The sequence below is a fragment of the Rhodoblastus acidophilus genome, assembly GCF_900187365.1.
In the GTDB taxonomy this organism is placed as follows: domain Bacteria; phylum Pseudomonadota; class Alphaproteobacteria; order Rhizobiales; family Beijerinckiaceae; genus Rhodoblastus; species Rhodoblastus acidophilus.
Window position 1 is genome coordinate 1 of the sequence record NZ_FYDG01000033.1, and the last position, 14,945, is coordinate 14,945.

The following is a 14,945-nucleotide window of genomic DNA, read 5'->3' on the forward strand; positions in this document are numbered from 1 at the left end:
CAAATCAAACCGAGCCATCGCAATGCTCCCATATTGGGGCAACTGAATCAGACCGGCCCTGATTCGGGAATCCTCTTTATGAGTTCATGACCTAGAGAACTTTTTGAAGACGAACTGCATGGCATGAATGATTAGTTCGTGTAGACGAACTTTTTTTTAAAATATACGATAAAAGAGTTGAAGTTACGAAGTCATCAGTGATACATGAGCATTGTTTTTGGCGTCCGGGCAACAAACAAGAACTCTGTTAACAATCGCTCCCAACGGAGCGTGGGTTTAAACAAATCAGGGCTAATGGCGGCAGTCTATTAGTTCGCGTTAACGCGCGCTCACTGGATGCAGTTGTTCTACATCTGCTTGACGTCGCTTATCCAACTCATTCGTGAAAAAGGAAAAAGCAAATGGTTTACTTCTACGCAGCACACAACAGTTACGCGGATATCGAAAACGGGAACAGGGGATTCTGCAATACGATGGAGGTGTCCCGGTTCAAGACGAAGGCGGAGCGGGATGCTTTTGTCGAGAAATACGAAAACCAAGATTCTCGTGCATGCACCCGTAAAAGGGCGATCAAAATCTGGCGCAACAACTATCTATCGGTAGGCGAGCCAGTTCCGTCGGGCGGGTATGATCGGATCGATTTTTTCATCCCCAACGCTGCCGACGACGACTACTTCTAAAATAGTTTTGGCAGCACGTAGGAAGCACACATAACGGGCGGTCTCGTCCGGTGGTAGCTCCGGCCCTCGATTTGTGCCCCGGTGCGTTCGAGGCCGGGCGCCTTCCAAGGCCGAATAACGAAACTGAACGCCGCAGAACTTGAGGCGACCGTCTACCGCTATAGCCGCCAGCACCTAAAGATTGAGCCTGCATCATACCTGTCGAAGGAATGCGCAATGCACATCGAAATGACCTTTTACAACGACGATCACCCCAATAAATACAACGAAGTTTTTTTCATAGCCTGTCTCTATAATGAACCATATCTTCTCCCTGAGTTTGTTAGTAAACATAGCCATCTATTTGGAGATGATCCGCGGCTCGATCTCGCAATCGATTTCACGGACATTGACTTAAAAGACATTGGAGAAGTATCTCGGTTCATTGAAGATACCTACTTCTCGATTCGGAGCGTGACCCTGTATTCTGAAAAAGCGTTGGTTCCAGCTTTGGAGCGATGGGCCACGGATATGTTCGACTATGGAGAGGATTCCTGTTGCACGGAAGTTTGGTTCAAACGGTCTCGCCGCAAGAAGTTCAAGAACGTGAATGCCAATATCGCGGCGTAGCAACAAACTCGTCCGCGTATCAGGTGACGCGTCATGCGCCATGTCGTCACGACCTAAGTTGGATCGAGCTGGCGGCCCGCCTATGGCGGGCGAGCTGAGCGTGGCGACACCACACCGAGGAAGACCTTGGGCAGCATATTCTCGATGCCGGTAAATCCCGCCTCTTAGCGGCGGCAGGACGGAGTTCGGGCGGGCGCGGCGCGAATGATCGCCAATCATTCACGATACGAGGTTTAAGAGTCGCCCGAGTCGTGCGCGGCATCGGTCGCAAGGAATGGCGTCAGGAATGCGACCAGAGCTTCCTTGGAGCCGAAGGTGCGCCAGAAGTAGGCGTTGCCGCCATGGAGTTCGTGCAGGCTTCCCGGTTTGGGCTCGTGGTTGGCGCCAGCGAGGATTTCTTCGGCAACCTCGCGTGCCGTCATGCCCATGTAATCCAGCTCATCGGCGCCCATCGCGTCGGCGATCTGCTTGACCTTCGCCTTCTCGGCTTTGACGATGGCGGCGCGCTCCCGCAAGGAGAGTTTGCAGCCTTTGCCGAGGTTGAGATTTTCGATCAGGGACATTGCATTCCCCTTAAGACGCGCTCTGCGTCGCCAATTATGACACGGTCATTTTGACGCGCGTCGATTGTTTTTCTTTCGGCTCTTGGTATGCCTGCCCGTCATCACATAGAGCGCAGCTAACTTGGCGACGGTTGAGGCCCAAGAATTTCCGGCGTGGCTCGGATTCCGGGGTGACAACTGGCGGCGAATGTGGCCTCGGATTATAATGCCCATCGAGGGGGCCACCATGGCGGACTCCGAGGGCAAAAACAACAATACCGCAGATGCGTCGAACAACGACAATTCACAGTCTTTGCGGATCGATTTGTGGGGCATTCTGTCGGTCATGCCTAATGACGTGATTGCCGCAGTTCAGAACCTCAAAGACAATGATGATCCGCCGCAAGCGCGTGAAGGTCTTGCTGACGAACAATAACTGCGTCATCGGCTCCCGCCGACTTTGGCGTGCTCGACGCCTTTTTGCGCGCGAAAACGCACAGGATCACTGCGTCACGAGTTCCGGGCGCGTGGAAAACTGTTGTGGGAATGACGAGACAAACGCGGATTTCGCGCAAGAAAAAGCCCGCCGCCCACCGGCGCCGAAAAAACTTGTCAGGAGACAAGTCGCGAGGGGTGAATCCGAGAAGGGTATGGAAAATTGTCGCATGACAAGTCAGACGGGCCATAACATACTTGACACGTGCCAAGTCGACGGAGGGGAAACACGTGAGGTCGAAAGCTGACTCACCCGATTTCTGGAAGGCGGTTGAGGCTGGACGGAAGGGAGGGATTGATCTGTCTCACCTAACTCCGGACGAAATGGTGAAGCATTTGACCGAGGGAAAATTCAGGCCGACGCTGGATTACAACCGAGAAGTCGCCGACCAAATTGACGAGATTTTTAAATCGGCGCGTCATGTGAATATCACTGATATGACCTATGAGGAATTCTTGGCACACCTCAAGAAAACGACGTGAGACAGTCACGCGGGAGATCGATGCCCAAATCCATTGCGGCCTCGGTCATGCATTGGCATCGTGAAGCGCTGCGCCTCGCGGATGTCTGGCGTCGGTTTGGTTCGCGTGGCTGACGCAATTCTGATGAGCTGTTAACTCGACACCCACCCCTGAGGCGAACAGGATGCGCAGCGAACGCTCATGCATCCCTGATCCGCTCCGACGCGTGCTGGCGCGCTACAGATTTCGCAGATGTGGGCTGACTGTTGTCGCGCGCGAGCGAAAATGGCGCTGATCTGGTCAGACACCTCGTCGGGCATGCCTTCGTCGTGAAACGTGTGGATCGTCAATAGTCCAAATTTCTCTTTGATCTGGACGATCCGGAAGGAATTTTCGGGCTTAACATCCTCGACCGTCATAAGGGCGGCGTCGATCAATTCGTCCCAGCCGGTATGGCCAGCCTCGATGTCGTATCTAAGCTCGGCGAACCACTGGGGATGACGCTTGATCCATTTTTCGATCATGACCAAAACCTTTCCCGGTGACGGCTTCACGTGCTCTTCTTTAAAGACTTTGTTGTCGTAAAAGGCGGTAACATCACGCGCGTAAAGCCGCAGCGCGTCTGGCCGCTTCGGGAGGAATGAATGGATTTTACGAAATGAAATTGTCGAACGCTGCCTTCTTAATTCTCGCGACAGCAATTGTATCGTCCGAGTGCGCGGCGCGCACCATTGAAATGGTTTGCAAGAACCAACGAAGAGAATACGCCGTCAAATTCATTGAAGAGAGCCGTCGATTGATCACATCAGCTTCAGATGGTCCTATTGAATATACCGTTCTTGCTGTCGAGAAGTCAAAAAATCGCCTTTATGTCTCTGGCCTGACCGTAAACAACGGGCCGACTTTCCGTGCAATTTTCGCTCCGACGAGGAAGTTGGAGTTTTTTGCAGATAACCAACTTTTTCAAACTGACAAATGTCGCTGAGTTGCTGGCTCATGCCCGTCGGAGTTGAGAATATGAGTAAAAAAATTTCCTGCGCGATTTTCTGTTTGATCGCGCTTTTTTCAACCGCCGTCTGTGCGCAAGAAAGCCTCGCAGGAGCGATAATGGTTTTTGCAAAAGGAAAATGCACGACTCTTTCCGTTTCGGGCGAGAAATATACCTGCAAAGCAGTGGTCTATTCGCATTTCAAGAACGGGCGCACTGCGTGGCAGGTAGCAATTCCTGACGGGGCGATCATGCTGGCCGGAGGCCGCGACAGTCAGCTCGATCCAACCAGATATGTGCTGCAAATTGACACGCTTCGCGCTGGCAGGGGTGACGGCAGCAGCCAGCCATACAAGGCTCAAGGCACCTGCACGGCGAAGCTCTCCGCCGATGGCGTTTACCTCCACTCGCTATCGTGTTCTGCAACGAATGGAATCGAAGATGTCCAGATTGAGTTCTTCGGAGACGGAACGCCCGTTGACCGCAAGACATTGTGAGTCGGATTAAAGCGAGCCCCGCCTTCTATCGTGACCACGGCCATTTCGGCGCAGGCTTCTCGTCCTTTGCCTTGTCTCGCCTCAAATCTTCCTTGGGCCATCGCCAACCGGTTGCGAAGTTCTGATCGAGATCGGTCCTGCAATGCGGGCAAATGCTGGCCAGATGAGACACCGTGCCCATGCACGCTCGACAAAAGCATTCCTTCGCCATGGAAAGCTCCGAGTTCAAAAAACTCTGCAAAACTGGCGCGCCTCGGGCGGACGCGCAAGTCATCTTCAATTTGCGAAAAGCGACGAGAACCGGAGCGGTCGCACGACAGGCGGCTCTACGACCATCAATGATCCCAGTCTTCATGCCGAACTGGCAGACGGTTGAGCCGCCCGCGTTGAACTCGCCAGTCGTGCATATATGCGTCCATCAGGCCGATGAATCGGGCATTGTGGGTCGGCTCCAACAGATGCGCCATTTCGTGGAGAACCACATATTCAAGACATTCCGGAGGTTTTTTCGCGAGATCGCTGTTCAGACGGATGTTGCGTGACGCCGACGCGCAGCTCCCCCATTTGGTCTTCATACGCTGCACCAGCACGCGTTTCACCTTTACGCCCAGCACCGGCTCCCATTTGGCGATCAGCGCGCCAACCTTCATCCTGAGCTGCTGGCGGTAAAAGGCGTCGAACGCCTCCTGCCGCGCGGCGGCGTCTGCATCAGCGCGGACACTCAGCACAAGACGCCGATTGCGGAATTCGACGCGCGGCGCGCCGTCGGCCTGTTCGATTTTGAGGAGGTGGCGCTTGCCCCAGACATAATGGCTTTCTCGCTCGACATAATCGCGCGGCGGCTCGCGCTCCTGCTCCTGAAATTTCTTCCGCCGCTGCTTGATCCACGCCAGCTTGGAAATCGCGAACAGTCGGATGGTTTCCGGGCTGGTGCGCGCGGGCGCGGAGATGCGCACGGCGCCATGCGGCGGGTTGACGCTCAGATGGACATTCTTGATGTCCTTGAACGTCACCACGACCTTGATGCCCGCAATCTCGAACTCGAACGGGTCGGCCATCAATAATCCGGTTGGGCCTTCACGACGATGAAGATGCGCTCCACCTCCGCAACGTCTTGCAGAACGCCATAGAGCGCGCCTTTGATCACGCGTTCTTTGGCCTCGACGCCGCGCCAGCCGTCGGGCCGCACGGCGCGCACGGTCGCGTCGATCTTCAACGCCAACGCCTCGTCGCGCCCCAGATTGTTCCAAAGCGCCTGCGCCCCTTTGCTCTTCAAGCTTGAAGGGGTCTCCTCGGCCTTGCCCGCCTGAACGTTGCGGACCAGTTCCTCGATCTTCTTGAGGTATTCCTCATACTCGACGGCCTTGGCCTTGCGCGCGGCGATGATCTCCTCGAGCAGGGCAGACATTTTCGCGTAAAAAGCCGGGTCCGTCAGGCTCTCGGTGATGATCTTGCTGCGGACATTGTTCTCGATGGTCTCGGCGGCGACGCCCTCATTGCTCCCGGCCTTGCCCAGTTTTTCCGCAATGGCCTCGCCGATCCCGGTCTTCACGATGAGATCAAGCAGGCCGAGATTGTCGAACGGCGAAATCTTTCGCGGCGCGTCCGCCTCGATATAGGCGTCGATCAGGTGCCGCATGTCGGCTTCGTAGGGCTTGAGGTCGATACTCTCGCCGCTGGCCATGCGGACGATTTCGCGCAGGTTCAAGAACTCGTCGCGCTGGCGCTTGATGCGCGCGATGTCGCCGGGGCTGTAGCCTGCCGCTTCCAGTTCGTCGGCGATGCTGGCGTAGGCGCGCAGCATCACGACCACGCCCTTGTAGAGCGCGGCCCGGCGCGGCTCGCGCTCCTGCAAGTCGGTCGGGATTTCGGTGTTGCCGCAGAAATACCGGATGTGCTCCAACTCGCCCTTCGGCGGCTCGACGGGCTCGCATAGCGACACCAGCACCTCGAACGCCGTGTCCAGAACCTCCTTGCCCTTCTTCAACCGGTCTTGCACCAGCACCTCGGGCGAGGCGCCGCCCGCGCTGGTGTCGATCTCCGACGTGTAGACCGCGATGGCGTTCTCGACCTTCTTGAACAGGTCCTTGTAATCGACGATGTAGCCGAAATCCTTGTCGTCGCCGTCGAGCCGGTTGGTGCGGCAGATGGCTTGAAACAGGCCGTGATCTTGCATCGACTTGTCAATGTAGAGGTAGGTGCAGGAGGGCGCGTCGAAGCCGGTGAGCAGCTTGTCCACCACCACCAGCATCTTCATGTTCGCGGGCTCGCCGATGAACAGGGCCTTGCTCTTGTCCTCGTAGGTCTCGGTCTTGGTCTTGCCCGGCGCGGCGACCACGTTTTCCAGCAGGGCCGTGTAGGTGTTGTAGATGAACTGCTTGTCGGTTTCGGTGTTGGCGCCTGTCTCTTCCAGCGTCACGTCCCTCGCCATCGGATTGTAGGAGGTGATCAGGGCGCACTTGCCCCGGAACGGCCCGGACTGGAACAGCGTGAAATATTTGCACGCCTCGTAAATGCTCGACGCCACCAGAATGGCGTTGCCGCGCTCGCTGTTCAGGCGCGGTTTCACGCTGAAATCGAAGATGATGTCCTTTACCACCCGGTCCATCCGGGACTGGGAGCTGAGCACGTTTTTCATCGTGCCCCATTTCCGCTTCAGCTCTTCCTTCTGCCAGTCGTTCAGGCCGCGCGTCTTCACCTCGAACCACTGGTCGATGTGGTCCTGCGACCCGAGCCGCTGGTCGATATCGCGCGCCTCGTAGATCAGATCGAGCACGACCTCATCTTCCACGGCCTCACAGAACTTGTAGGTGTGGATGTAGCCGCCGAACATCTCGATGCTGGTCTTCTTGTCCTTCTTCAGCAGCGGCGTGCCCGTAAAACCGATGAACACGGCGTCGGGCATGATCGCCTTCATCAGCGCGTTGAATTTGCCTGACTGGGTGCGGTGGCACTCATCCACGAACACGAAGACTTCGCCGACCGTCGGGCTGGGCTTGGCCTTCAAATTCTTGAGAAACGCCTCGAAATCATCAACGCCCTTGGCGCCGAACTTGTGGATCAGCGAGCAAAGCAGGCGCGGCTTGGCCTGCCCGAGTTGGTGCATGAGATCGCGCCCGCTGCTGCTGCGGTGGATGGTCTCACCGGAGTCGGCGAAGACGCGGGCGATCTGCTTGTCCAGTTCGTCGCGGTCGGTGATGATGGCGACGCGGGCTTTGGGATTGTTCTCAAGAATCCACTTGGCCAGCAGCACCATCACGATGGACTTGCCGCTGCCCTGCGTGTGCCAGATGATGCCGCCCTGACGCTGGCGCACATGCTCCTGCGCGGCCTTGATGCCGAAATACTGGTGAACGCGCGGGAGTTTTTTCACGCCGCCGTCGAACAGCACGAAGTCGTGGATCAATTCCAGCAGGCGCGGCTTGGTGCACATCTTCAGCAGATACTTGTCGAGCTTGAAGCGGCTGTTGTCGGCCTCGTCCTCTTTCCATTGCAGGAAATATTTCTCCCCCGTGCCGACCGTCCCGTAGCGCAGCCCCTCGGTGTCATTGCCCGCGAAGATGAACTGCACGGTAGAGAAGAACCATGCATTGAACTCCGGCGTCTGGTTCGACAGGTTTTGGCGGATGCCGTGGCCGATGGAGGTGCGGCTGTTTTTCAGTTCCAGCACGCCAACGGCGATGCCGTTGATGTAGAAAACGAGATCGGGGCGCCGCTCGTGGCCGCCCTTGAGCGTGACTTCTTCCGCGATAGCGAAGTCGTTCTCCGCCGGGTTGGCCCAGTCGATCAGGTGAACAAGTTCGGTCGGCTTGCTGGCCTCGAATTTGACCTGCACGCCATAGCGCAGCAGGTTGTAAACGTCCTTGTTGTTGCTGTAGGCCGTGCCGCCGAAATTGTTGGCCGCCGTCTTGAGCTTGTGGAGTGCGACCGCGATCTGAGCGCCGCTGTAGCCGCTGCGCGTCAGATGGGCGGTCAGCAGGTCGTCTTCGATGTTGCTGTTGCCGGGGCGGTCGGTCCAGTCGCCGAGATAGCGATAGTTCAGCTCGTCGCGAAACAGGGCGATAATGCGGTCCTGCGTGGCGCGCTCTGGCTGACCGATGCCGCTCATATCAGGCGCACCTGACCGGTCAAAAGCTGCTGCATCATGCCCTGCTTGACCGCGCGCGCCTTGGCAAGCTTCTGCTCCAATGCTTCAATCTCGGCATCCATATCGGAGAGAATTTCGGCGATTTCAGCTTGCTCTGATTTTTGGGTCGGCAAATACACGGCGAATTTAGCCAGTTGCGCCTTCCCGATTTCGAGGAATGTGCTGCCGCCGCAAAGTCTTATGAAATCCTGCTTCTTTGTCGTAAGTAGATAGTAAAGAAATTCCGTATTCACTCCTTCATAAGGCAAGAAATTCTTGAACCCTTGGTTGGTGGACAATGGAACGTCGTTTATCGCACACTCCCCAATGGTTGCGCGGGAAGTCATGACGATTGAATTGGCTGGTATAAGCTCTGCGGAGGAGTTCTCCAAACCCATCTGGGTAATCTTTCTTGCCGTCTCCCTCAAGTATTTACCACCTTGCAACGCCGTTATGTCGGTCGGTGTGCACCAAGGTATATCACCATCCCAGAACTCCGACCTCAGAGTGCTGGGTGTTCCCCCGTTCCTGATTGACGCAAGCTCGCTGAGGCGAGTGTGAACCCAAGGGTTGACGAAGCCCGGCAGCCGCCGATTACCTGCCAGCAACTCCTGCATCGCGCCTTGCTTGAGGTCGCGTTTCTTGGCGAGAGCTTGTTCCAGAGCCTCGATGAAGGCGTCTGCGTCGGCAAAAGCCTCGGCAATGGCCTCTTGCTCTCTTTCATCGGCTGGAAAAGCGATACAGACGCGCTTCAAGATGCTCTGATTGAGCGACGGCATCGTCGTGCCCAAGGCGTTCTGAATGAGCCATTTCTGCACACGCGCCGTCTGGAATTGAAGAGAGATATATGCGCTGTCATGACCGGGAAGCGGGCGAACCCTTAAGCCATCAGAACCCAGAAACCACCCGTCTTCGGGGGCTCGGATGAGGGCGCTGCGGTCGATGCCGCCCTTGCGCCCGAATACGATGTCACCGGTTCGAAGGATGAATTGGGGCAACCGCTTAGTGACGATTGACGACACCCGAGGGGTTTCAATCGTGACCCTAAGATACCCTTGTCTGATCTCTCCAACAGAAATAAGCGGAACGCCGTCGTATTCTGAGTATTCAGAAGCTTTAAGCAGTGTTCCGAACGGTCCGGTCTGAACAAGCGCAAAATCAGCGAGCTGCTTAACCCTCCAATCCTCCGGAATTACACCGATTTCTGTTTTCTTATATCCTCGGGTAGCTATTCGCACGTTCATGACTTCACGCTTTCGCCGCGACGAGCCGAGCAAAACCCATTCGCCGAAGGTGCGCTTCGACCTTTGCGCTCAAGCTTCCGAGATGCAATTCCATCTCGGGCAAAGACGTTGCATATCGATCTGCAAGGAACTTGACCCTCTCTGTGAGAGCCTGACTGATGCGATCCATTTCGCCATGGATGTCGGCATCGAGTGCAGCAAGCCATTTGTCGTCAACGACAAGCGACTTGACCTCGGCCTTCGACAACAGCGGATATTTGGCAAGCACCGCCGCATCCAGTTCGGCTTCGGCCTCGGCAATTCGCCGCCCAAGGCTCGTCAGTTCGGCATCAAGCTTGAGCCATTGGTCGAGCACTTTGGCTTCGTCCTTGGCGGTCCTGTCGCCCTTGATCTCCTTCAGACGGCGGCTGACCGTGGCCTTGTTGATTTTCTCGAATTCGGCGAAGAAACCGTCTTCGCCGCCGTGCTCTTCCTCAAGTTCTTCCAACTCGGCGGTCGCGCTGTCGTATTCCTCGACGAGTTCGTCAATGGCCTCCTGCTCGGCGGCAAAGAACCGCGCGATCATCAGCGGCTTCGGAACCAGATCGCAGGTCCAGCCGCGATCAATCTCCTTCCTGATTGAACCGTCCTTGTTCTTTCTGACCATGATTATTCGGCTGGGCTCGGCCTTCCAGCCGTCGGCTGCGATCAGGTAGCAATCGTCCTGCATGGTCTCGGCCCAATAATCCATCAGGTGCTGATAGATGTCGTAGGCGTCGATCAACGGCCTGTCGGCATAATGGGCCAGCAGGCTCTCGGCCAGTTCGGCGATGACTTGTTTCGGGTGGCAACCGGGCGCGAGCGCCTTGAGTTTGTCCGCGGTGTCGCCGCGCCATGCGGCGAAATGCGCGTTCATCCCGGTGATGAAGGCGGCGAATTCCGGGTGCTCGTAAATGGCCAACTTGATCGCGGCTTTGTCCACGGCGAGATCGAGATAGTTTTCGCGGCGCGGCTGAAAAAGGGTTTGGCGCAGACCGGGGCAGACCGCCCAATAGCGTTCCAGCGCGTCGATGTCGGCGACCGGAATGCCTCCGAGCAGGTGGCCCGCGATGTCCTGCATGTCCTCGGGTGTCTGGCTGTCGATGTAGCGCGGCAGGTTGAGGTTGAAATCGTTCTTGGCGATCTCGGCCACCGGGACCATGCGGGCGTATTTCGGAACGTCGATCTTGCGCTTGAACGTATCGACGATTCTGTGGATGTCCTGCGCGCGCAGCCGGTTCTTCGGGCCGTCCTTCATGAACCCCGCGCTGGCGTCGATCAGGAAAATGCCTTTGCGCGCCTGCGCGTCCCGCTTGTCGATCACCACGATACAGGCGGGAATGCCGGTGCCGTAAAACAGGTTGGCGGGCAGGCCGATGATGCCTTTGATGTAGCCCTTGCGCACAAGGTTCTGGCGGATTTCGCCCTCGGCGCCGCCGCGAAACAGCACGCCATGCGGCAGGATGCACGCGCCTTGCCCGGTGCTCTTCAACGAGCGGACGATGTGCAGCAGATAGGCGTAATCGCCCTGCTTGGCGGGCGGCGCGCCAAAAGTGTCGAACCGCCCGAAGGGGTCGTCCTCGACATCAACGCCCGTGCTCCACCTCTTGTCGCTGAACGGGGGATTGGCCACGACGTAGTCGAAGATTTTCAGCGCTGCGCCGTCCTTGAACTTCGGGTCGGCCAAGGTGTTGCCCGGCTCGATGATCGCGGTCGGGTTGTTGTGCAGGATCATGTTCATGCGGGCGAGGCCCGCCGTGGCGCCGTCCTTTTCTTGCCCGTAAAGCGAAACCGGGGAATGCGCCTCGTAGGCGACCTTCAGCAGCAGCGAACCGGAGCCGCAGGTCGGATCGTAAACGGTGGTGTCGGCGGAGGTCGCGACCTCGCCGATGCCGACGATCTGCGCGATGACCGTGCTGACCTCTGCCGGGGTGTAGAACTGGCCCTTGCTCTTGCCGCTCTCGGTGGCGAAGTGGCGCATCAGATATTCGTAGGCGTCGCCCAGAATGTCGTCGCCGTCGGCCCGGTTCTTGGAGAAATCGAGGGCCTTGTTTTCGAAAATGGCGATGAGATTGGTCAGGCGCTCGACCATCTCCTTTCCCGAACCGAGCTTCCCGGCGTCGTTGAAGTCGGGCATGTCGGAGAGTTTGTTGGCGTCGGCGAGCGGCGCGATGATCTTCTTGTTGATCTGGTCGCCGATGTCCGACTTGCCCTTGAGCGCGACCATGTCTTTGAAGCTGGCGCCCGATGGCACGACGATGGGCGCATAGGGCTGACCGGCGTATTTGTCACTGATATATTTGATGAACAGCAGGACGAGGACGTAATCCTTATACTGGGAGGCGTCCATGCCGCCCCGGAGTTCGTCGCACCCTGCCCAGAGGGACGAATAAAGCTCGGATTTCTTGATCGCCACAGCCGCCGCCTGAAGATGTCACGTGAAGGCGCGCAAGTTCCGCGCCGAATCGCGGGCGGAGTTTACGGCGAAGGCTGCGGAAACGGCAATCGCGCCGTCAATGTCGCCCGGAACGTTTGCCATTTTCGCGTTGACGAACCCGTTGAAGGTGGTTGCGACGCGCCGGTGAAATCCCCATTGCTGAATAAATAAACTCATGGAACTGAAAGATTTCTCTCGCCCCCGGTGTGGGGCGCTACTGCCAGATGGTATTCGCGCTTTTTGCCGATCTGCCGCGTGCGGAACATGCGTTCGCCATGCTTGCCGTCGCCGGGCGCGACTGTTCGCATCGCGATGTGCGCCATCGGTAGGGCCTTGGGTTTCCTTCGTCGCGCCGCTGAACGGCATCCCATTCTGGCTGCTCCGACGGCGGCTTCATGATGCCGTGGATTCGAGACGAAGGCGAAATCCGAGCTGGAAGCACTTCGCGCTCATCGCGCGGGATTGTCGCGACGATCTAATCGGCATCGCCTCTCTGGGTGCCATCGGATTCAACGACCTGTTCGGCCTCATCAACTGCAACGACGAGGTCCAAGCCTTGGAAAAAAATGACGCGGACACCGTCGCGCAGATGCTGCTCGCCGCGCCGATTGCGCCCTTGCCGGGATCGCTGAAGAACATATTCGTGACGATCAATCCAAGGACCGGGACTCGAAAAATCCAGCCAGCGCCCGCGCCGCGCCTTTACGAGTCGATGCCATTCATTTTTTAGATTCAGATATTTGCAGGAGAACAGAAATGAGCACAGTCAGAATTCTCGTTACGCGGGGCCTCGGGCCAATTATCCGAGACCAGCTTCCGTCCGCGCGGGTGAGGAAAGTTCACCACGGCGAGCCTGAGGGAGAATATGGCGATCACATTTTCCGGTGCCCAAACGCCGACGCCGTCAAAATGAAACTGAAATACCCGAGCGCCGTTCGCATCCTCTGATCGCCGACGCCACTCTGGATGAGCGGTTCGGCACCAACTGCTCGGCGCCGATCTCACAGGCGGTATCGCTTTTATTCCGCCGCCTCTGCCTTCGGCGCGGCCTTTTTTGCAGCATGCTTCTTCGGAGCTGCTTTCTTGACGGGCTCCGGTTCGGCAGGCTTGCGACCCAGTCCCGCGCTCTTGGCCAGCGCCGAGCGTTGCTCGCTGTAATTCGGGGCCACAATCGGATAGTCGGCCTTGAGGCCGAAAGCCGAGCGATATTCATCGGGCGACATGTTGTGTTCCGATTGCAGGTGACGCTTCAGAGACTTGAAGGTTTTTCCGCAGCAAAGACAAGTGAGAGCGTCTGCGCTGATAGAATTTTTGATCGAAACAGCGGGCTCCAACTTCTTCGGATCTTCGGCAGCGGCTTCCACCGCCGCGCCGCCAGATACACCAAACGCGGTCTTGACCGTTTGAATGACCGACATGAGGTCGCCCGGTGCGATGGTGTTATTAGCCAAATACGACGACAGGATTTGCGCGACCAGCGGCGTGTTTTCGTTCTCAGCAACGTTTATTCTCCGAAGATTGTTGATGTCATTGATTCGGAGTAGCGCCGAGATTTTATGAGAAGTCTAATGCTCATTAGCGCAAATTTCGCCGAAGTTCTTCAATCGCCGTCATGAACGGCACTCGAACCCGCCGGTAAAAAATAACGGGCACTCTTAGCGCACCCCGAGGTCTGATGCGGGCATCGAAGGATCGACAATCATCAGCGGATACACTCTGGAAATTATCGAACCTAAACATATGAGCACGACGAGGAGCTTCAAAAGCTTGCCGATTTTCGCCTCAGGGGAAAACCGATCTATGATCCAGAAAAAAATCGCGCCGACAACAACGGTAATAAGGATTCCAATCAAGAGCGATAGCGTGAGCATAGCGATTCCCTTTTCTACCAATGTTCTTAGAACGAAGTTCGCCCCCATTTGTTGCCGAGCTAAAGAATGATTTTCAAACCGGACTGGCGGCCATCCATGTGGACGGATAGAGCCGCTTCAGCCCTCTCTCTACATCCCCCACTACGCCAAGACTGCCTCGGCCCCGGCGCGATCATCCTTGATCCGGTAGACCGTCTGTCGGCTCAGGCCAGTGGCGTTGGCGATGACCGACGGGCCAGCGTCTTGCCCGAGCATGTCCGACGGCGTGTCACGCGGCTGGTGCCCTCGCATTCGCCCCCGATTTCCCAGCCCCATTCTCCCCGAGCAACCGGTAAACGGACGCCCTTCCAATCTTGAGTTCATTGGCGATGGCGGTCGCGCCCATCCCTTTTTCACGAAGAGCCCTGACCTCTTCGGGATTGATCGACGGCGGGCGTCCGTTGTAGCCCCCATCGTTCGCCGCCTTTCGCGCGGCGATGCCCCGAGCTTGTCTGGCGCGGATAAAATGCTTCTCGACCTTTCCGATCAGCCCGAACAGCGTCAGCATCATTTCGGCCATGATGTCGCTGCCATCGAACTTGAGCGGCGGTTCGAGCATCCGCAGAGCTGCGCCCATTTCCACGACCCGGCGCGCCACCATCAAGAGATCGGCGGTGTCGCGCGCAATTCTATCTGGCGAAAATGCGACAAGCTCGTCCCCAGCATCCAGCAGTTTGAGCGCCGTCTCCAACTGAGTTCGGCCTTCCAGCTTTGATCCGTTGCCAGTTTCCGTAAACACGACGACGCAACCAGCTTTTTCAAGAACTGCTTTTTGAGATTCGACATCCTGAGACCCGGACGAAATTCTTGCATACCCCAAAATCTTCGGCATCGTCCCGCCTCACTGTCTCGTCAGCATCTAAGACTTGGTCATCATACCGTATTGGAAGCCTGAAGACGACCATGATGAGACGCTTTTCGATAATGATGAGGCGCA

The 14,945-nt window shown here is 57.0% G+C and carries 16 protein-coding genes; 8 read left to right on the top strand and 8 right to left on the bottom strand.

The genetic code is table 11. The features are described 5' to 3' along the window. Positions 1-401: 401 nt before the first annotated feature. Together CFB24_RS21120 and CFB24_RS21125 are read left to right on the top strand one after the other, a co-directional pair. A complete protein-coding gene (locus CFB24_RS21120; protein ID WP_088522595.1) occupies positions 402-680 on the top strand; it encodes a hypothetical protein in 279 nt (92 codons plus the stop codon). A gap of 216 nt (positions 681-896) precedes the next feature. Then, positions 897-1,289 (top strand): hypothetical protein, encoded by a 393-nt coding sequence (locus tag CFB24_RS21125; protein WP_088522596.1) that lies wholly within the window; start codon positions 897-899, stop codon positions 1,287-1,289. Positions 1,290-1,522: 233 nt separating this feature from the next. Here CFB24_RS21125 and CFB24_RS21130 read toward each other — a convergent pair whose 3' ends face one another. After that, the gene (locus tag CFB24_RS21130; protein ID WP_088522597.1) at positions 1,523-1,852 is read right to left on the bottom strand and encodes a hypothetical protein; all 330 of its coding nucleotides are present in this window, start codon (positions 1,850-1,852) and stop codon (positions 1,523-1,525) included. 226 nt (positions 1,853-2,078) lie between these two features. On the opposite strand from CFB24_RS21130, the gene CFB24_RS21135 reads away from it, so the two are divergent. Both CFB24_RS21135 and CFB24_RS22830 read left to right on the top strand, forming a co-directional pair. Next, positions 2,079-2,267, top strand: coding sequence for a hypothetical protein (locus CFB24_RS21135; RefSeq protein WP_141098552.1), 189 nt, complete (start codon positions 2,079-2,081; stop codon positions 2,265-2,267). Between the two features lie 290 nt (positions 2,268-2,557). Further along, positions 2,558-2,809, top strand: coding sequence for a hypothetical protein (locus tag CFB24_RS22830; protein WP_141098553.1), 252 nt, complete (start codon positions 2,558-2,560; stop codon positions 2,807-2,809). Positions 2,810-2,940: 131 nt separating this feature from the next. Here CFB24_RS22830 and CFB24_RS21140 read toward each other — a convergent pair whose 3' ends face one another. After that, the gene (locus CFB24_RS21140; protein ID WP_088522599.1) at positions 2,941-3,312 is read right to left on the bottom strand and encodes a hypothetical protein; all 372 of its coding nucleotides are present in this window, start codon (positions 3,310-3,312) and stop codon (positions 2,941-2,943) included. A 116-nt stretch (positions 3,313-3,428) separates the two neighbouring features. On the opposite strand from CFB24_RS21140, the gene CFB24_RS22835 reads away from it, so the two are divergent. Both CFB24_RS22835 and CFB24_RS21145 read left to right on the top strand, forming a co-directional pair. Further along, entirely contained in the window at positions 3,429-3,773 is a 345-nt protein-coding gene (locus CFB24_RS22835) for a hypothetical protein (RefSeq protein WP_141098554.1), read from the top strand. 32 nt (positions 3,774-3,805) lie between these two features. Beyond that, positions 3,806-4,273 carry a hypothetical protein gene (locus CFB24_RS21145; protein WP_141098555.1) on the top strand — a complete coding sequence of 156 codons (468 nt, stop codon included), beginning with the start codon at positions 3,806-3,808 and terminating at the stop codon, positions 4,271-4,273. A gap of 335 nt (positions 4,274-4,608) precedes the next feature. Here CFB24_RS21145 and CFB24_RS21150 read toward each other — a convergent pair whose 3' ends face one another. From CFB24_RS21150 to CFB24_RS21165, 4 genes are read right to left on the bottom strand one after another with little or no spacing between them, the layout of a single operon-like run. Beyond that, entirely contained in the window at positions 4,609-5,331 is a 723-nt protein-coding gene (locus CFB24_RS21150) for a M48 family metallopeptidase (RefSeq protein WP_088522601.1), read from the bottom strand. Continuing rightward, complete coding sequence (locus CFB24_RS21155) at positions 5,331-8,381, bottom strand: type I restriction endonuclease subunit R (RefSeq protein ID WP_088522602.1); 3,051 nt, start codon at positions 8,379-8,381, stop codon at positions 5,331-5,333. Before CFB24_RS21155 ends, CFB24_RS21150 begins: the two co-directional genes overlap by 1 nt. Next, positions 8,378-9,643: a restriction endonuclease subunit S gene (locus CFB24_RS21160; protein WP_088522603.1), complete on the bottom strand. Its 1,266-nt coding sequence runs from the start codon at positions 9,641-9,643 to the stop codon at positions 8,378-8,380. Before CFB24_RS21160 ends, CFB24_RS21155 begins: the two co-directional genes overlap by 4 nt. A gap of 4 nt (positions 9,644-9,647) precedes the next feature. Beyond that, positions 9,648-12,077 carry a type I restriction-modification system subunit M gene (locus CFB24_RS21165; protein ID WP_088522604.1) on the bottom strand — a complete coding sequence of 810 codons (2,430 nt, stop codon included), beginning with the start codon at positions 12,075-12,077 and terminating at the stop codon, positions 9,648-9,650. A gap of 22 nt (positions 12,078-12,099) precedes the next feature. Between CFB24_RS21165 and CFB24_RS23280 the strand changes: the two genes are divergently transcribed. Continuing rightward, positions 12,100-12,246 carry a hypothetical protein gene (locus CFB24_RS23280; RefSeq protein ID WP_158255371.1) on the top strand — a complete coding sequence of 49 codons (147 nt, stop codon included), beginning with the start codon at positions 12,100-12,102 and terminating at the stop codon, positions 12,244-12,246. 27 nt (positions 12,247-12,273) lie between these two features. Next, the gene (locus tag CFB24_RS22840) at positions 12,274-12,828 is read left to right on the top strand and encodes a hypothetical protein (protein ID WP_141098556.1); all 555 of its coding nucleotides are present in this window, start codon (positions 12,274-12,276) and stop codon (positions 12,826-12,828) included. A gap of 289 nt (positions 12,829-13,117) precedes the next feature. Here CFB24_RS22840 and CFB24_RS21185 read toward each other — a convergent pair whose 3' ends face one another. Then, on the bottom strand, positions 13,118-13,651 hold the full coding sequence (locus tag CFB24_RS21185) for a Ros/MucR family transcriptional regulator (RefSeq protein ID WP_338066179.1): 534 nt from the start codon (positions 13,649-13,651) through the stop codon (positions 13,118-13,120). A 586-nt stretch (positions 13,652-14,237) separates the two neighbouring features. Then, positions 14,238-14,840, bottom strand: a complete 603-nt coding sequence (locus CFB24_RS21200; protein WP_088522610.1) for a recombinase family protein — start codon at positions 14,838-14,840, stop codon at positions 14,238-14,240. Between the last annotated feature and the right edge of the window lie 105 nt (positions 14,841-14,945).